This is a genomic window from Nitratidesulfovibrio sp. 1201_IL3209 (assembly GCF_036763125.1).
In the GTDB taxonomy this organism is placed as follows: domain Bacteria; phylum Desulfobacterota; class Desulfovibrionia; order Desulfovibrionales; family Desulfovibrionaceae; genus Cupidesulfovibrio.
In genome coordinates this window covers 58,940-74,800 of sequence record NZ_JBAIYT010000003.1, presented here as the reverse complement: position 1 = coordinate 74,800, position 15,861 = coordinate 58,940, and the positions used below count along the sequence as shown (strand labels likewise).

The 15,861-nt window shown below is 70.7% G+C and carries 13 protein-coding genes; 6 read left to right on the top strand and 7 right to left on the bottom strand.

Annotated elements, in window-relative coordinates; all coding sequences use genetic code 11:
• The first annotated feature begins 3 nt into the window (after positions 1 to 3).
• The 3 genes from V6B97_RS03120 to V6B97_RS03110 all read left to right on the top strand — a co-directional run bounded on the left by V6B97_RS03120 (position 4) and on the right by V6B97_RS03110 (position 1,626).
• On the top strand, positions 4 to 705 hold the full coding sequence (locus V6B97_RS03120) for a MotA/TolQ/ExbB proton channel family protein (RefSeq protein ID WP_442935457.1): 702 nt from the start codon (positions 4 to 6) through the stop codon (positions 703 to 705).
• Position 706: 1 nt separating this feature from the next.
• The gene (locus V6B97_RS03115) at positions 707 to 1,177 is read left to right on the top strand and encodes an ExbD/TolR family protein (RefSeq protein WP_333505033.1); all 471 of its coding nucleotides are present in this window, start codon (positions 707 to 709) and stop codon (positions 1,175 to 1,177) included.
• A 62-nt stretch (positions 1,178 to 1,239) separates the two neighbouring features.
• The gene (locus V6B97_RS03110; RefSeq protein WP_333505032.1) at positions 1,240 to 1,626 is read left to right on the top strand and encodes a hypothetical protein; all 387 of its coding nucleotides are present in this window, start codon (positions 1,240 to 1,242) and stop codon (positions 1,624 to 1,626) included.
• A 106-nt stretch (positions 1,627 to 1,732) separates the two neighbouring features.
• On the opposite strand, the gene V6B97_RS03105 is transcribed toward V6B97_RS03110, so the two are convergent.
• The 5 genes from V6B97_RS03105 to V6B97_RS03085 all read right to left on the bottom strand — a co-directional run bounded on the left by V6B97_RS03105 (position 1,733) and on the right by V6B97_RS03085 (position 8,096).
• The gene (locus V6B97_RS03105) at positions 1,733 to 2,566 is read right to left on the bottom strand and encodes a metal ABC transporter permease (protein WP_333505031.1); all 834 of its coding nucleotides are present in this window, start codon (positions 2,564 to 2,566) and stop codon (positions 1,733 to 1,735) included.
• A 156-nt stretch (positions 2,567 to 2,722) separates the two neighbouring features.
• Complete coding sequence (locus tag V6B97_RS03100) at positions 2,723 to 3,616, bottom strand: metal ABC transporter ATP-binding protein (RefSeq protein WP_333505030.1); 894 nt, start codon at positions 3,614 to 3,616, stop codon at positions 2,723 to 2,725.
• A complete protein-coding gene (locus V6B97_RS03095) occupies positions 3,616 to 4,572 on the bottom strand; it encodes a metal ABC transporter solute-binding protein, Zn/Mn family (protein ID WP_333505029.1) in 957 nt (318 codons plus the stop codon). Before V6B97_RS03095 ends, V6B97_RS03100 begins: the two co-directional genes overlap by 1 nt.
• Positions 4,573 to 4,593: 21 nt before the next feature.
• Complete coding sequence (locus V6B97_RS03090; protein ID WP_333505028.1) at positions 4,594 to 5,994, bottom strand: methyltransferase domain-containing protein; 1,401 nt, start codon at positions 5,992 to 5,994, stop codon at positions 4,594 to 4,596.
• A gap of 101 nt (positions 5,995 to 6,095) precedes the next feature.
• Positions 6,096 to 8,096 (bottom strand): TonB-dependent receptor, encoded by a 2,001-nt coding sequence (locus tag V6B97_RS03085; protein ID WP_333505027.1) that lies wholly within the window; start codon positions 8,094 to 8,096, stop codon positions 6,096 to 6,098.
• A gap of 301 nt (positions 8,097 to 8,397) precedes the next feature.
• Here V6B97_RS03085 and V6B97_RS03080 point away from each other — a divergent pair, with 301 nt between their 5' ends.
• Both V6B97_RS03080 and V6B97_RS03075 read left to right on the top strand, forming a co-directional pair.
• Positions 8,398 to 9,525 carry an energy transducer TonB gene (locus V6B97_RS03080; RefSeq protein ID WP_333505026.1) on the top strand — a complete coding sequence of 376 codons (1,128 nt, stop codon included), beginning with the start codon at positions 8,398 to 8,400 and terminating at the stop codon, positions 9,523 to 9,525.
• Between the two features lie 240 nt (positions 9,526 to 9,765).
• The gene (locus tag V6B97_RS03075; protein WP_333505025.1) at positions 9,766 to 10,080 is read left to right on the top strand and encodes a hypothetical protein; all 315 of its coding nucleotides are present in this window, start codon (positions 9,766 to 9,768) and stop codon (positions 10,078 to 10,080) included.
• A 97-nt stretch (positions 10,081 to 10,177) separates the two neighbouring features.
• Here V6B97_RS03075 and V6B97_RS03070 read toward each other — a convergent pair whose 3' ends face one another.
• Entirely contained in the window at positions 10,178 to 11,608 is a 1,431-nt protein-coding gene (locus V6B97_RS03070; RefSeq protein WP_333505024.1) for an ATP-binding protein, read from the bottom strand.
• Between the two features lie 417 nt (positions 11,609 to 12,025).
• Positions 12,026 to 12,625, bottom strand: coding sequence for a ferritin-like domain-containing protein (locus tag V6B97_RS03065; RefSeq protein WP_333505023.1), 600 nt, complete (start codon positions 12,623 to 12,625; stop codon positions 12,026 to 12,028).
• A 488-nt stretch (positions 12,626 to 13,113) separates the two neighbouring features.
• Between V6B97_RS03065 and V6B97_RS03060 the strand changes: the two genes are divergently transcribed.
• Positions 13,114 to 15,858: a PAS domain-containing hybrid sensor histidine kinase/response regulator gene (locus V6B97_RS03060; RefSeq protein ID WP_333505022.1), complete on the top strand. Its 2,745-nt coding sequence runs from the start codon at positions 13,114 to 13,116 to the stop codon at positions 15,856 to 15,858.
• Positions 15,859 to 15,861 lie beyond the last annotated feature (3 nt).

Genomic DNA, 15,861 nt, shown 5'->3' with positions numbered 1-15,861 from the left:
ACAATGGATGCAAGCATGCTGCAACTGATCGCCCAGGCCACCCCCGTGGCCAAGGCGGTGCTGGCGATGCTGGTCGTCATGTCGCTGGCCAGTTGGGCCGTCATCTGCGCCAAGTGGCGCACCCTGGAGCGCGCCCGCCGGGGCATCGCCCAAGGCATCGCCGATGCGCTGTCCGCCCCCGGCCTGACCGACCTGCTGCACCGGCTGGACGGCTGCGGATGCGGGGCGTCGCCCTTGCGGCGCATGGCCCGGCTGGGCGTGGACGAGTTCAACCGTCTGGCCCGCACCGGCGACGCCGACCGCCTGCTGGCCGACAACGTGCGCCGCACCCTGCGCCACGGCGTGGGCGAGGAAATCCGGCGGCTGTCGCGCGCCCTGCCCCTGCTGGCCACCACGGCCAACACCGCGCCGTTCATCGGGCTGTTCGGCACCGTGTGGGGGGTGATGCACTCGTTCCAGTCCATCGGGCAGATGAAGTCCGCCTCGCTGGCCACGGTGGCTCCCGGCATCTCCGAGGCGCTCGTCGCCACGGCGCTGGGCCTTGCCGTGGCCATCCCGGCGGCCATGGCCTACAACGTGCTGCTGGGCAGGCTGGCCACCCTGGAGGGGCAGTGCATCAGCTTCGCCGGGCTGCTGCTGAACCGCTTGCAGCACGAGGCCAACGCCCACGCGCAGGGCATCGCCCTGTCCGGCGGGAGGGGCTGACATGGGTGCGACGACCGGTTCCGGAGGGTCGGGCGGGTTCGTGGCCGAGATCAACGTCACGCCCTTTGTGGACGTGATGCTGGTGCTGCTGATCATCTTCATGGTCACCGCGCCCATGATGACCGAAGGCGTGGACGTGGAACTGCCGCGCACGAAGATGGTGGAAACCCTGCCTGATGACGATGCCGGCGTGCTGCTGACCGTGCGGGCCGACGGCTCGCTGTATCTGGACGAACGGCGCACCGACATGGCCGGGCTGGAACGGTGGCTGGCGGGGTTGGCCGCATCGGAGGGGGCTGGCGGCACGGGGGGGTCTGCTGAAATGGGCGGCCCCAGGGTGTTCCTGCGGGCCGACCGCGACGTGCCCTACGGCACGGTGGTGGAGGTCATCGGGCTGGTGCGCGCGGCGGGCGTCGAAAAGCTGGGGATGGTCTCCGAGCGGGAGGGGAGCGGCGACGACGCGCCACGATGACCCCGTTGCGCGCGGGCCGGTTTCCGGTATGCTGCACGGCATATCCACCCCCAGGAGGCCCCATGCCGCAACACCGCCGCTCCGGACGCCCGCTCCCGCCGACTCTCCCGGCAGCCGCCCCGCGCATCCTCGCCACGCGACGCCCGCCAGCCGGGATTGCCGCCGCCCTTGCCCCGTTCGCGCTGGCCGTCATCCTGGCGGTCACGGCCACCCTGACGGGCTGCGGCGAGAAGACGCCGCCCGGCGAAGTGACGGTCATGCGGGCCTGCCGCATCTGCCACGGCACGGACCGCATCTGCGCCGACATCGGCAAGCTGGACCGGGCGGGCTGGGAGAAGACCGTGGACCGCATGATCGCGGGCGGGGCCAACGTCGCGCCCGAGGAACGCGCCGCCGTCATCGACTGGCTGGCCACCCGCAAGCCGGGCGAAAAGCCGTTGTGCCCGTAAGGAACTATCCGGCACCTTCCGGGTGCGTTCCGGAAATCTTCCGGACATCATGCGCCCTGCACGGCCCCTGCCCGCGCAGGGCGGGCCCATGGCGCGCAGCCCCGGCCTACCGTGCCGCCGGACGGCTTCCGGTCCGCCGCCGCTTGGGCGAGAACCACGCGGCCAGCAGGAACAGCGCGCACGACAGCAGCACCACGGCCGCCCCGGCGGGCACGTCCAGATACCAGGCCAGCAGCACGCCCCCCACGCCCGATGCCGCGCCGAACAACCCGGCCAGCACGAACATCCGCCACAGGCTGTAGGTCAGCTGATAGGCGGCGGCCGCCGGGCTGACCAGCAGGCTGTACACCAGCAGGCCGCCCACGCTGGGCAGGCAGGCCGTCACCGTCATCCCGGTCTGTACCAGGATGGCGTAGAACACCGCCGTGGCGGGAATGCCCACGGCGGCAGCCACGGCGCGGTGGCAGGCCACGGCCTGGATTTCCTTGAAGAACAGCGCCACCCCCAGCACGGCGGTGCCCGCCACCCCCGCCAGCAGCCACACGTCGGCCATGCGCACGGTGAGGATGGACCCCCAGAACAGGTTCAGGGCCTCGGTCTTGGGACCGGGCATCAGGCCCATGCACAACACGGCCACGCCGATCATGGCGGAAAACACCACCCCCACCGCCGTGTCCGGTGAAATCTCGCCCTTGTCGGCCAGCGGGCCGATGACCAGCGCGGAGACCATGCTGGCCGCCAGCGCCACGGGCAGCGCGGGCAGGCCGAAGGCAAGGGCCGTCAGCCCCCCGGCAAAGGCCGCGTGGGCCAGGCACACCCCGATGAAGGTCAGGCGCATGAGCACGGCGAACACCCCGGCCACGGAACAGGCCACGCCCGCCAAGGCTCCCGCGGCCAGCGCATGGCGCATGAAGGCGTGGTCCAGCAGCGAAAGGTCCATGCCTCCTCCTAAGGGGCTGTTTCTAAGTTAGGATTTTCGTTCGTTGGCAAGGAAAACAAGCCTGCCATGAGGGAGTATACTCTTATCGTATTCGACCGACATGGCAGGCGAAGTTTGACGCAGCCAACGGGCGAAAGGACCATTTAGAAACAGCCCCTAGAACAGCACCACGGGCCTGCCGTGGTGGTCGATGACCGAAATGGGCGTGCCGTACAGTCGCGTCAGCCGTCCGGCATCCAGGGCCTGGTCCAGCGGCCCGGCCCAGGCGATGCGCCCCCCGGCCATGCAGGCCACCCGGTCCACCGGGGATGGGGGGACCGGCACGTGCCCCTCGCGCAGGGGCGGGGCCAGCGCGTTCAGGTCATGGGTGACCAGGATGGTGGTCAGCGGCGGGCCGCCGTCCGCGCCTCGTTCCCGGTGGATGGCGGACACCAGGGCCATGATGTCCCGCTGGGCGTGCCAGTCCAGCGCAGAGGTGGGTTCGTCCAGCAGCAGGATGTCCGGCTGCTGGGTCAGGGCGCGGGCAATGGCCGCCCGCTGGCGTTCGCCGCCGGAGCACTGTCCGAAGGGACGGCGGGCAAGATGGGCGATGCCGGTGCGTTCCATGTTGGCCAGGGCCAGCGCGCGCAGCGCAGCGCCCGGCCGGCGCAGCAGCCCCAGCCGGCCGTAGCCGCCGGTCATCACCGTTTCCAGCACGCTGATGGGCAGGCGCGGGTCCACGTCGGCCATCTGGGCCACCAGGCCCACCCGGCGGCGCACCCGCCATGCGCCGGGCGCGCGCATGTCCCGCCCCAGCACCACGGCCGTGCCCGAGGCGGGCCGCACCAGGCCGTTGACCAACCCCAACAGGGTGGACTTGCCCGCGCCGTTGGGGCCCACCACGGCCAGGAATTCCCCGGCGGCCACGGCAAGGGCGGGCACCTCCAGAATGGTCCGGCCGCGCGGGGCCACCACCACGTCGCGCAGGGTCACGGCCGCACGGGAGGAGGCCGGGCAAGCGGAATCGGGACCGGCGGGAGCCGCGCCGCAGGAGATGATGCCCGCCGCCATCAGGGTGCGGTCTCCATCGCGGACGTGGGCGCGGACGTGGGCGCGGGCGCTGCGCCGCGCGCCGCCGCCATCACCATGTCGGCATTGCGCCGGAACGACGACTCCCAGTCCGGCGTGTCGGGAAACCCGCCGGGAAAGTTGGTCAGCACCACCAGCCGGGCGTCCATGTCCTCGGCCAGGGCCCGGCCCGCGCCGCCGGTGGATTGCAGGTTGTCCGCCACCAGCGCCGCGCGGGCGGCCTTGCCCGCCGCCACGGTGCGGGCCAGGGCCTCCGCCCCGGTCTCCTCGAAGCGGCCGTAGTCGCCCACCACGCGCAGCCCCAGCCATTCCAGCATGGGCCGTTGCATCACGTCGCCGATGGCCGGAACGCCCGCGATGCCCGACGCCGACGCCAAGGCGCGGACCTCTCCGCCCACGGCACGGGCCCGCGCCGCACGCTCCGCCGCGCGGCGGGAGTACGCCGCCGCCCCGTCCGGGTCCGCCGCCGCCAGCAGTCCGCCCACGGCCATGGCCGCGCGGGCCTGCGCCTCGGGCAGCATCCAGTTGCCGGGGGCCTCGGGCACGCGCACCCTGCCCGCCGCGCCGGGGGCGGTGTCCAGCAGGGCGCGGATGTGCGCCTGCCCGCACTGCCAGTCGTGCAGCAGAATCAGGTCCGCCGTGCCGAAGGCCGTCACGTCCGAGGCGCGCACGTCGTGATGGCCGGGGCAGGCCCCGCCCGGAATGATGGCGCGCACGGACACCCGCCCGCCGCCCACGGCCCGCACCAGGTCTTCGATGAGGGTGGTGCCCGCCAGCACCTGCAACCGCGCGGGGGCCGGATTCCGGGCATCCTGCGCATCCCGCGCCGCGGCGATCCCGCAACCCCATACGCCCCACAGCGCCAGCGCCGCGCAGGCCACGGCCGCGCCCAGCCATGCACGGCGCGACCGCCGCATGTCTCCATATCCCGATTTCATGCGCATCTCCCGCAGTGGTCCTCAATCGCCCTTGGCGAACCGCATCAGACCGTAACGCCGCTCCCCGTCGGTCCAGACCATATCCACGGCGAAGCCTGCCGCCTCGCCCAGCGCCCGCAGGGTGGAAAACCGCTCCTGATGGCCGTGGGCCGACCAATGACGGTGCACCATCCCCACGTCCTCCGGGGTCAGGAAATGCCAGTGTTCCCGGCCCCGCGCGGCCATGCGCGCCAGCATGGCGTCCCGGTCCTCGTCCTCGCCCATGACCGGGTCGTGCGCCAGCACCATGCCGCCGGAAGCCAGCAGGCGATGCGCCGTGCGCAGGAGGTCCGCCTTGAGCGGCGTGGGCAGGTGGTGCAGGAACAACCCCATCCAGATCACGTCCACGTCGCCTTCCGGGCCGGACAACACCACGCGGTAGTCGTCCTCCACCAGGGTCACCGGACAGTCCAGCCCGGACAGGCTCTGGCGCGCGGCTGCCAGGGCGGGTCCGCTGGTGTCCACGCCGGTATAGGCGGCCACGTCCACCCCGGAGAGGGCGCGCGCCATGTCCACGGCCTCGCCGCAGCCCACGTCCAGCAGCCGCAGGGGACGGCCCGCGCCGCGCAACAGGCCGGACGCCACGCCGTACACGGCGGCGTGGTGCATGACGTCGTGCTCCTTCAGCGCCGTGAACACCCGCCGGGCCTCGAAGCCCGCGTCCACGGCATGTGCGTGGGTGGAATGTCCATGCGGGGCGGAAGCGTGCCCTTCCGCGCCGCCGTGGGCCGGATGCTCCGGTTTGCGGGCGCGGGCCACGTACATGCCGGGGCCGTCGGCGATGCTGGCGCCGGTCAGCCCCGCGTCGCGCAGGAGTTGGCGCATGGCGCCGTCGTCGGGCAGGGCGTCCTGCGCCACTGCCGGGTGCCCGCCGTGGTGGCGCGCCAGTTCGGCCCGGCTCAGCAGATGGGCGATGACCACCTCTCCGCCGGGCCGGGTCACCCGGGCCATCTCACGCACGGCGGCGGCCTTGTCCGCGAAGTGGGGAAAGGCGGCAAAGCAGATCACGTGGTCGAACGCGCCGTCGCGCGCCGGAATGCGCATGGCCGTGGCCTGCACGCACAGGCCCCGCGCGCCCGGCTCCTTGCAGCCCGCGCGGCGCACCATCTCGAAGGACACGTCGAAGGACAGGATGCGCCCGGCATCCCCCACGGCCTCGCGCAGGCAGGGAATGAGCACGCCGGTGCCCGTGCCCATGTCCAGCACGCAACTGCCCGGCTTCACCCCGAACCCGCGCGCCAGTCCGGCCAGCCGTTCGCGGGCGGCCGGGGGATAGCAGCGCTCTTCCCAGGTGGCGGCCCGCTCGTCAAAAAACAGGGCACGCGGGTCGCGGCGTTCCGCCGCACCCGCGCCATGTGCCGCATGCGATTCGTGCGATTCCATGCCGGTTCCCGCTCCGTTGCGCCCGCAGGCGCGGTTGCATGTCCGCAGTGCCGGGCGGGGAGCCTGCGGCCCCCGCCCGGCGGGTGTCCATCCATCCGTTGCTAGAACGTCACGCTGGCGCCCACGGTGACGCTGGACCCCGGCATGCGGTAGCCGGGCCGGTACTCGTAGTCCGAGTCGGTGATGTTCTCCAGGGCCAGGAACAGTTCCCCCTCGGTGATGCCCCATTCCCTGTAGTCGAACAGGTAGGCCAGCCGCCCGTTGACCACGTGGTAGGCGTCCACCGTGGCGGTGTTCACCGCGTTGTCGAAGCGCGACTGGCTGCGCACCTGCTCTTCCGTCACGTACTGCGCGTCCAGGCTGAGCCGGAAGTGCTTGAGGAACCGCCAGTTCAGGCCCGCGCTGAAGGTCCATTCCGGGGCGTAGGGCAGGTCGGACGGAAAGGTGTCGAGCCAGGTGGAGCCCACGTACAGCGAAAGGTCCGGCAGGGGGGTGTAGGTGACGGTGGCCTCCACGCCCCGGATCTGGAACGATTCCACGTTCTCGAAGCGCATGCGCGGCGGCGGGGCGTTGCCCACGACGACGTACCGGTCGGATCCGTCCTCCCAGAACGCGGTGACGCCGGCCTTCACCTTGCCCCACAGCTTCTGGCTGATGCCCACCTCGAAATGGTCCACCAGTTCGGGGTCCAGGTTCTTCCAGTCCTCGCGGTAGGGACCGTTGGCGATGCCGGGTATGGAGTTCTGCGAGAACACCGCCACGTCCAGGCCGGGGTAGCTTACCCCGCGCGCGTAACTGGCGTGCAGTTCCGTGTCCTTGTAGCCGAACACCAGTCCGGCGTGGGGCGCGGCCTGGTCGCCGAACTCGTCGTGGGTGTAGTAGCGCATGCCCGCGGACGGAATGGCGAAGAAGTCCCGGCGCGAACCGAACATGTGGCTGACGGCGGCATAGGGCGAGAACAGGACGAAGTCGGTGCGCTCGAACTCGCGCGTGGTGCCGTCGTAGTACTCGAAAATGGATTTGCCGCTCATGATGTCGTAGTCGAAGCCGGTCACCACCTCGCCGCCTTCCCACGCCCGGAACGCCTCGCGGGCGCGCACGCCGTAGGTGTCCCAGTCGCTGATGGTCACGTCGGTGGCCCCCGACTGCCCGGCCCAGTTCACGTAGCCGTTGTTCCAGTACAGCTTCAGGTGGCCGCTGGCCCCGTCGTAGTCGTTGGACAGGGTGATCACGTTGAGCACGTCGTCGGTGGTGAACCGCCCCTCGTTGGTCGTCTCGTCGCGGCTGCCGGGGTCGCGCGCCACGTTGCGACTCATGTTGCCGAACCACGAGACGTTCCAGTTCTCGTACAGGTCGTAGCCCAGACGGGCGAAGTAGTTTTCCAGCTGGCCGTCGGAATGTTCGCGGTGGCCATCGGACAGGCGCAGGCTCTGCCCGAAGTAATAGTCCGCGCCGCCCTGCTTGCCGCCGTGCTCGACCCCCTGGGTGAAGGTGTTGTAGCTGCCGTACGAGCCGAACAGCCGGGTGCGGAAGCCTTCCTCGGTCATGCGCTTGGGAATGACGTCGATGGCCGAGAACCCGTTGCCGAACTCCGTGGGCTGCACGCCCTTGTACACCCGGATGGACTGCGCCGGGTCCATGGGCAGGATGTCCAGCAGGGGGTGGCTGTACACCGGGTTGTAGCGCGGCACGCCGTCGTACAGGGTGGAGATTTCCGCACCGGGGCGGCTGGAACCCATGCCCCGGATGAACACCCCGCCGCCTTCGGCCCCGCCGAACGACCCCACCGGATTGTAGCGCGAAATGTTCACGCCGGGCGTGCGCCGCAGGGCCGAGGCCATGTCCTGCGCGTTGAGGTCGGTGATCTGGTCCTGCGTGACTTCGGTGTACTGGCCGCCGTAGCGGGTGGTTTCGTTGCCCTCGATGATGGGGGTGGAAACCACCACCTCCTCCTCGAGCGTGGCGGCCCCGGCGGCCTCTCCGGCGACGGTCTGCCCGTCCGCCGCACGGGCCGCCCGTGCCCCGGACAGGCCCGGTGCGCCCCATGGCGCGGCCAGCGCCAGCGCCAGAACCCATGCCGCCATCATCCTCCTGCTGCCCATGTTGCCTCCTGCTGCGAGTTGCCCGTACCCCGACGCCGGACGAGGCCGCATCCGGCGCCCCTCGCTCCGGCGCGGCGCGCATCCGCCCGGCCGGGGCATTGCAGTGTGACTTTTTGCGCGAATTCGTGTACTGAAGTTATACTTTATTACAAAACGTAGCACTATCGCTAGAAACTTTTCCATTTTGTGTCAACCAGTAACACGGATCCGGATTGGAAGTCCGGCGGGCCGCACCCCGGTCCACGCCGATTCCGGGCACCTCATCGGCCGTGCCGGATTACCCCCGGGAAAGGAGTCGCACATGCCCGGCCCCGCCGCGCGCACCGCACTGCGCATGGCCCCGCACAGCCCGCCAGCCGCGATGGAGCCCGAACCGGTGAGCGAACCGGTGGGCGAACCGCCCCGGCAGGGCGGTTCGTGGTGGCTGGGGTGGTCGTGCCTGTGCGGGAAGCGCTGGCCGTGCCTGTGGGGTTCGCTGCTGGCGCATGCACTGGCGGCCTTTTTCCTGTTGGCCCTGCCCATGGGGGGTGGCGGCGGTGGCGGCCAGGGAGGCATGGCGTACCTGGAGGTCAGCCTGGCCGGACTTTCCGGCGGAGCGCCGGGAGGCGCCGGGGACGGCCCGGCCACGGGTGAAACGGCGGTGGTGTCCGGCCCGGCTGGCGGCACGACACAACGCCTTGCCCCGGATACCCCGGATGCCCCGCCCGTCCGGACCGGAATCGCACGGGTGGCGCCGAGAAGGACGAAGCCCGAGAAGGGGGATGCCGCGCGGCGCAACGCGGAAGAGCCCCCGGCCCTTCCCGATGCCCGGGGCGCCCGTGCCCCGAAAGCGGAACCTGCCCGGCCGGATGCGCAACGGCCCGCACCGGTGCCCCCCGCCACTCCTGCCGCCGACACCGGGGCACGGGCGGATGCCGCACCCGGCACTGCCGGGGCGGACGGCCTGTCCGGCGTGCATGGGCTGGACGGGGCGTCCACCGGAGCACTTGCCGGAGCATCCGCCGGAACCGGCCCCGGACCCGGCGGCCCGGTGGGAGAATCCGGCGGCGGGCAACCGGGCGCACGGGGAGGAGGCCCCGCCGGGTCCGGCGCATCCGGCGTACCCGGAGCATCCGGCGGCCCCGGCCCGTTCGGCTATGCGGCGCACGACGTGGACGTACGCCCCGCCGTGCGCCACAGGGTGCCCCCGGAATACCCCGACCCGGCCCGGCGCACCGGCACGCAAGGCCGGGTGGTGCTGCGCCTGCTGGTGGACGAACAGGGCCGCGCCCGCCACGTTTCCGTGCTGGAGGCCACGCCCGGCGGCATCTTCGAGCAGTGCGCCATGGACGCCGTGACCCGTTGGACGTTCACCCCCGGCACGCGCGGGGGACGGGCCGTGCCCACCTGGGTGCACCTGCCCCTACGCTTCGACCTGACCTCGCGCTGACACCCGGTACCGGGCAACCTTCCGCCTCCAACGCCGCTGCGCCCCCCGCTTCACGCTCCCCTGTCCGCCTCGCGCCCGGTCCGCCCCCGATCCCCCCGCTCCGACCAGTCCCGACCAGTCCGCAGCCGTCTCCGCCTGCCGGACTCGTCTGCCGGATTCGCCCTCCCCCGCATCATCCCGTTGCATCCGGCGCACGGGCGTGTACAATGGCGGCAATCCCCTTCAACCAAGGAGCAGCCCATGCGCCGTATGCCCACCTTCCGTGGCCGGATGCTGCCAGCCCTGGCCGTGTCCGCCGCCCTTGCCGGTTTCGCCGTATTTGCCGCCGCTTCCGCCATCGCCCAAGACCCGGCCGGGACCGTCATGTCCGCCTGCACCAAGTGTCACAACACCCAGCGCATCTGCGCCAACCTGGGGGCCAAGGACAAGGCCGCCTGGAACACCACCGTCACCCGCATGATGGGCAAGGGCGCGCAGGTCAGCGAGGCCGAAAAGCCCGCCGTGGTGGACTGGCTGGCCGCGCAGCAGCCGGGGGCCAAGCCCGTCTGCCAGTAGCGGCGCCACGCCTGCGGTTCTGAAAGGAAAAGGCGCACCCCGTGCGGGATGCGCCATCCTTTCGTCGTGCCCGCGAACCGGCGCGATGCGCCGTCCATCACGCTTCGATGGGTTCGTCCAGTCCGCCCTGCCCCATCCAGTAGCACAGCAAGGGCGCGGGAATGCGCATGACGCCGCCGTGCCCCGCCAGGGGACCGAAATCCGCCAGTGACTTGGTGACCGCATAGCCGCGTTCGGCCTTGCGTTCGCGCATGAACTCCAGCAGCCCCTGCAACTCGGCGGCCCCGGCGTGTTGCGCCCGGTACTTGACCTCGAAGGGCACGAGCTTGCCCCCCATGTCCGCCACCAGGTCCACTTCCCGGTTCTTCTTGTCGCGCCAGTAGGTGAACCGCACGTCCCGTGCGTAGTACCGGGCAAAAAGGTGCTTGAACACGGCCGTTTCCGTGGCCACGCCCAACGCCACCGGATCGTCGATCAGCCCCTTGCCCTTCAGCAGGGCTGCCGGGGCCAGCGCGGCATCCGCCAGGTACACCTTGTATCTGGCCCGAAGGATATCCTTGCCGTACCCGTGCGGCGGCAGCTTGTAGACAAGGTGCGTGGACTCGAGAAGGTCGATGTACTTCAGCGCCGTGGGGCGCTTGACCTCAAGGTTCTTGCACAGGTTGGGAACATCCAGCAGTCCCCCGTCATGCATGCACAGGTAGAGAAAGGTGTGCTCCAGGTCCAGCACGCGGCGGACCCCGAACAGCACCGTCATGTCCCGCTTGAGCACCTTGTCGATCACGTCCTCGCGCAGCAGGCGTTGCGCCTGCGTCACGCTTTCGACCTGGGCGATCTGCGGAAAGCCCCCGCGCACCAGATAATCGTGGAAATGCCCCACCAGCGGGGCGGCCATCTCGGCGACACGGTAGAACGCGCCCTGGGGCCAGGCGAACGTTTCGCGCAGGCTGCGCAGCGGCGGAATCTCCGAATGGGGGATCCGCTTCAACTGCAAGTACTCGTAGAAGGACAGGGTGGTCAGCTTGATGGTGTGCCAGCGGCCCACGCCGGACTCCTGCCCGGCCTCCAGCAGCGGCAGGGCCGACCCCGTGAACGCGATGCGCCGGTGGCGGAAGAAATCCACCTGATGCTTGACCCAGGTACCCCAGTCCCGGATGAACTGCCCCTCGTCCAGGAACAGGAATTCCGGACCCGGCAGGGCGGGTTCGCGGGCGCGCCAAGCCTCCAGCACGGCCTCGATCCCGGCCAGCTTGAACAGGGGATGGTCGAACGTGGCGTACAGGATGTTGGCCGGGGGGACGCCCCCGGCAATCAGTTCGGCGATGCTTTGCAGCATCAGCGTGGTCTTGCCCACCTGCCGGGCGCCGGACACCAGAACGGCCCGGGGGGCCGGCGGCGCGGCAACCCATGCGTGCAACTCGCGGAATGCCGCCCGGCGCCACGCGGGCAGGTCCGCCACCGGCTCGCCCCGCCACCATGGGTTGAACTGGGCAAGCACCCCGATAAGGTCGTCCTTGGGTATCTTCATGGTCTGAAAAATATCTCCGGACGCAAAATAAGTAAAGTATACATTACTAAAAAACGATCTCGATGTACTTTCCGCTTCAACAGCGTCTTGCGTACGCCGGAACCCCTTGCCGTGCGGCAGCCTCGGGGGGTGGCCCTGCTGGTGGCCGGGCTGCTGCCTGGGTCGCGCGCCTTTCGGAGTGACCGGGCCGGGCGGTGGATTCCGGAGCCCCCCGGCGGCGTGGCCCAGCGCAGCCCAGCTTCCGGCAGTTCCCGGCAGTTTCCGCCTGCCCTCCCCACGCCGCATCGTTCCGCCCTGCGCCAACGAAAACGGCGGCACGCTGCCGTGCCGCCGTATGGCGCAATGCCGGGGACGCCCCGTCCCGCCCTCGCGGGCGTGGAACGACGCGCCCGTTTCGTGGCGCGGGGTCACGCGGGCCTAGCCCGCGGCGGCGGCGCCCTTGCTGATCAGGAAGCCCTTGGTGGTGGGGCCGGTGGAGGCCGAGGTGCCCGCGATCTTCGACAGGTAGGTGTCGCCCAGGTTCTTCAGGTGTTCGCCCACGTTGTCGAAGTGGTTGAAATGGACCTGCTCCTCCTCGATGATGGTCTCGAACAGCTTCATGCTGACGCTGTCGCCACATTCGCGACACACCTGAAGGAACTGGTTGTAGGCGTCGATGGTGTCGTCCTCGAGCCCGGCGTCGTAGGGGAAGATGATCCGCACGTCCTGCCCCTTGACCAGGTCGCCCTCGCGCTCGGTGGTGGGCTCGCCGCCCAGTTCCTTGATGCGCTCGGCGAACATTTCGGCGTGGCGCATCTCGTCGATGGCGATCAGCTTCATGTCCGCCGCCAGCGCGCCGTAGTCCATGTTGTCCAGCCCGTAGTGCTGGTTCATGTACTGGGTGATGGCGTTCAGTTCCATGGCGCGCGCCTTGTTCAACACCTCGATGACCTTGGCCTTGCGGGCCTCGCGCGGGGAGGGGGCCGCCGCCGCGGGCTTGGCGGGCTTGGCTTTTGCCGGTTTCGTCGCTTTGTTCATGCGTCCGCTCCTTGTGCTTGAATTTGAGGTGGGGGATTGGCCACCTTGCCTTCCGCATACCACAGGCGCGGCAAAGGTGCATCTATTTCGTGCAGGTGCGGTCCTGCACGATGCCCTGGCGACGGACTTCCCGGCACCCCGCCCCATCGCCCGCCCATCGTCCATCCCATCGTCCACCCGGTCCGCGCGTCATCCGCCGCCGCACCGGCACGGGGCCTTCGGCAACACGATATTTTCATATCGCGCGGCGCGGGTTTTGGCGTATGATGCCCCCACACGACACCTCGCGCCGCATCCGGCGCACCACCCGATCACGGGGAACCGCCATGCCCAGCGTGCATCATTCCGGGTCCGCATCCATTGCAGTCCGGCTTGTCACCCTCGCCCTGGCGGCAGTGCTGTGCGGAGCCGCCGTGCCCGGCGCGGCCGCTCCGTCCGGCGTCCTCCTTCCGGCGTCCGCCGCCACGGTCGCGACCGTCCTCGGAAACATGGCGAACACGGTGACCGCGACCCCAACTGCACACCCCGCCGTGCCGGACATCACCTATCCGCAGGACGCCGCCTCCGGGGTCCTGCCCCCCGCGCCATGGTGGGGGCGGCTCATCGACGATGCCGCGCTGATCTTCCCCGCCGCCGCCCTGCTGCTGTGGCTGGCCCTGCGCCTGCGCCGCGCCCGCCGCGCCCGCCGCGCCCTGAACCGGGCGGAAAACACCCTGCGCGGCATCGTGCAGGTCACCTCGCCGCTGGTGGAGCAGGAATTCTTCCGGATGCTGGTGCAGCAACTGGCCAAGGGCCTTGGCGCGCGCTACGCCCTGGTGGGCGAACTGAACGCACGGGACGAACGGGACGGACTGGCCGGACTGGACGAAACGGACGGACTGGACGAAACGGGAGAAACGGACAACGGCGGCGACACCCTGCGCGTGCTGGCCGCCTGGCTGGGCAGCGCCCCGGCCGAGCCCTTCGACTACGCCCTGCACGGCACCCCCTGCGCGCGGGCCCTCAATTCCCCGGACCTGTGCGTGTACCCCGACGGCGTGCAGGGGGCCTTTCCCGAGGCCGAACTGCATCTCTCGCTGGGCATACGGTCCTACATGGGCCTTGCCCTGCGCGACGCGCACGGCACCCCCCTGGGCGTGCTGGCCGTGTTCCACGACAAGCCCATGGCGCCACCCACCGGCGAGGGCACGGCGCTGATGCGCGTCCTGGCCGGGCGCGCCACGGCGGAACTGGAACGGCTGCGCGCCGGCCGCGCCCTGCGCGAAAGCGAGTCCCGCTACCGGGGGCTGTTCGAGAACAACCACGTGGTGGCCCTGCTCATCGACCCCGCCACCAGGGCCATCCGCGACGCCAGCCCCGCCGCCGCCGCATTCTACGGCTGGCCGCGCGACGTGCTGCGCACCATGCACATCTCGGCCATCAACACCCTGCCGCCCGGCGAGCTGCGCGGCGAGCTTTCCTCGGCCGCGCGGGGCGAGAAACGGCGTTTCCGCTTTCGTCACCGGCTGGCCGACGGCGCCATCCGCGACGTGGAAGCCAACACCGGCACCCTGATGCTGCGCGGCGAGCCCCTGCTGTACTCCATCATCACCGACGTCACCGAGCAGCGCCGGGCCGAAGAAGCCCTGCGCCGCAGCGAACTGCGGCTGCGCATGCTGGTGGAGAGCGCGGGCGACGCCATCTACATCGTGGACGGCGGCGGGCGCATCCTGGACGCCAACCCCGAGGCGGAACACCAGACCGGGCACACCCGCGAACAACTGCTGCGCATGAGCCTGTTCGACATCGACGAACAGCTCGACCAGCGGGTCTTCGCCCGGCTGCGCGCGAAACTGGAGACGGCCCGCAAGGCCACCTTCGAGACCACGCACCGCACGCGCGGCGGCGCGCCGCTGCCGGTGGAGGTGCGCATGGCCCTGATGGAGGAGGAGGAAGGCGAACCGCTGCTGCTGGCCATCGTGCGCGACAGTTCGGCCCGCAAGCGGGCGGAATGCGAACTGCGCTGCGCCAAGGAGGCGGCCGAGGCCGCCAACCGCACCAAAAGCGAGTTCCTGGCCAACATGAGCCACGAGATCCGCACGCCGCTCAACGGCATCATGGGCATGCTGCAACTCTTGCAGGCGGACCCGGCCAAGGCCATGCGCAAGGTGTACGTGGGCGCGGCCACCCAGTCGTGCCGCCGCCTGGGGCTGCTGCTGGGCGATATCCTGGACCTTTCGCGCATCGAGGCGGGCAAGCTGGAACTGCACGACGAGCCGTTCGAGGCGCGGGCCGTGCTGGACGAGGTGCGCGGCCTGTTCGAAGGTCCCGCCGCCGAGCGGGGCCTGACCCTGCGGGTGAGCGTGGACAGGCGCATTCCCCGCCACCTGCGCGGCGACGCCATGCGCCTGCGCCAGGTGCTGTTCAACCTGGTGGGCAACGCGGTGAAGTTCACCGACCACGGCGAGGTGGCCGTGGAGGCGTGGCGGGTGCAGGCCTCGCGCTCGCGGGGATGCCGGGTGCTGTTCACCGTGCGCGACACCGGCATCGGCATTGCCGAAGACCGGCTGAAGGACATCTTCGAGCCGTTCGTGCAGGGCGAGACGGCCTCCACCCGCCGCTACCAGGGCGCGGGGCTGGGGCTGCCCATCGTGCGGCGGCTGGTGCGGCTGATGCGCGGCACCATCGCCGTGGAAAGCACGCCGGACGCGGGCACCGCGTTCAGCGTCAGCCTGCCCTTCCGCTTCGTGAACAAGGTGGAGGAAGCCGTGGCCGGGCCGCCCGCCGCCGACGCCCCGGCCCTGCGCGGCCGGGCCATCCTGCTGGCCGAGGACGACGCGGTGAACCGCCTGGCGGTGACCCGCCTGCTGGAGAGCATGGGCGCGCGGGTGACCACGGCCGACAACGGCGAACGGGCCGTGCAGGCCCTGCTGGCCGACGACTTCGACTGCGTGCTCATGGACATCCAGATGCCCGTCATGGACGGGATGGAGGCCACCCGCCGCCTGCGCGCCCTTGGCCAGGACGGGACCCGGCTCGACCCGCGCACCCTGCGGGCACGCTCGGCAACGCCCGTCATCGCCCTGACCGCCCACGCCATGCGCGGCGACCGCGAACAGTTCCTGGCGGCGGGCATGGACGGCTACCTGACCAAGCCGGTGGAGGCCGCCACCCTGGCCAGCGCCATCGTGCGGGCCATCCGCGAACAGGGCCTGCGGGAACGCGAGCCCGGCCACGCGATGCAGGCAGGCTGAGCG

Excerpts from the sequence above, each read along its gene's own strand:
- V6B97_RS03090 (WP_333505028.1), bottom strand. The coding sequence starts at position 5,994 with ATGGAATCGCACGAATCGCATGCGGCACATGGCGCGGGTGCGGCGGAA.
- V6B97_RS03110 (WP_333505032.1), top strand. The coding sequence starts at position 1,240 with ATGCCGCAACACCGCCGCTCCGGACGCCCGCTCCCGCCGACTCTCCCG.
- V6B97_RS03075 (WP_333505025.1), top strand. The coding sequence starts at position 9,766 with ATGCGCCGTATGCCCACCTTCCGTGGCCGGATGCTGCCAGCCCTGGCC.
- V6B97_RS03100 (WP_333505030.1), bottom strand. The coding sequence starts at position 3,616 with ATGGCGGCGGGCATCATCTCCTGCGGCGCGGCTCCCGCCGGTCCCGAT.
- V6B97_RS03120 (WP_442935457.1), top strand. The coding sequence starts at position 4 with ATGGATGCAAGCATGCTGCAACTGATCGCCCAGGCCACCCCCGTGGCC.
- V6B97_RS03095 (WP_333505029.1), bottom strand. The coding sequence starts at position 4,572 with ATGAAATCGGGATATGGAGACATGCGGCGGTCGCGCCGTGCATGGCTG.
- V6B97_RS03065 (WP_333505023.1), bottom strand. The coding sequence starts at position 12,625 with ATGAACAAAGCGACGAAACCGGCAAAAGCCAAGCCCGCCAAGCCCGCG.
- V6B97_RS03115 (WP_333505033.1), top strand. The coding sequence starts at position 707 with ATGGGTGCGACGACCGGTTCCGGAGGGTCGGGCGGGTTCGTGGCCGAG.
- V6B97_RS03080 (WP_333505026.1), top strand. The coding sequence starts at position 8,398 with ATGCCCGGCCCCGCCGCGCGCACCGCACTGCGCATGGCCCCGCACAGC.
- V6B97_RS03060 (WP_333505022.1), top strand. The coding sequence starts at position 13,114 with ATGGCGAACACGGTGACCGCGACCCCAACTGCACACCCCGCCGTGCCG.
- V6B97_RS03105 (WP_333505031.1), bottom strand. The coding sequence starts at position 2,566 with ATGGACCTTTCGCTGCTGGACCACGCCTTCATGCGCCATGCGCTGGCC.
- V6B97_RS03070 (WP_333505024.1), bottom strand. The coding sequence starts at position 11,608 with ATGAAGATACCCAAGGACGACCTTATCGGGGTGCTTGCCCAGTTCAAC.
- V6B97_RS03085 (WP_333505027.1), bottom strand. The coding sequence starts at position 8,096 with ATGGGCAGCAGGAGGATGATGGCGGCATGGGTTCTGGCGCTGGCGCTG.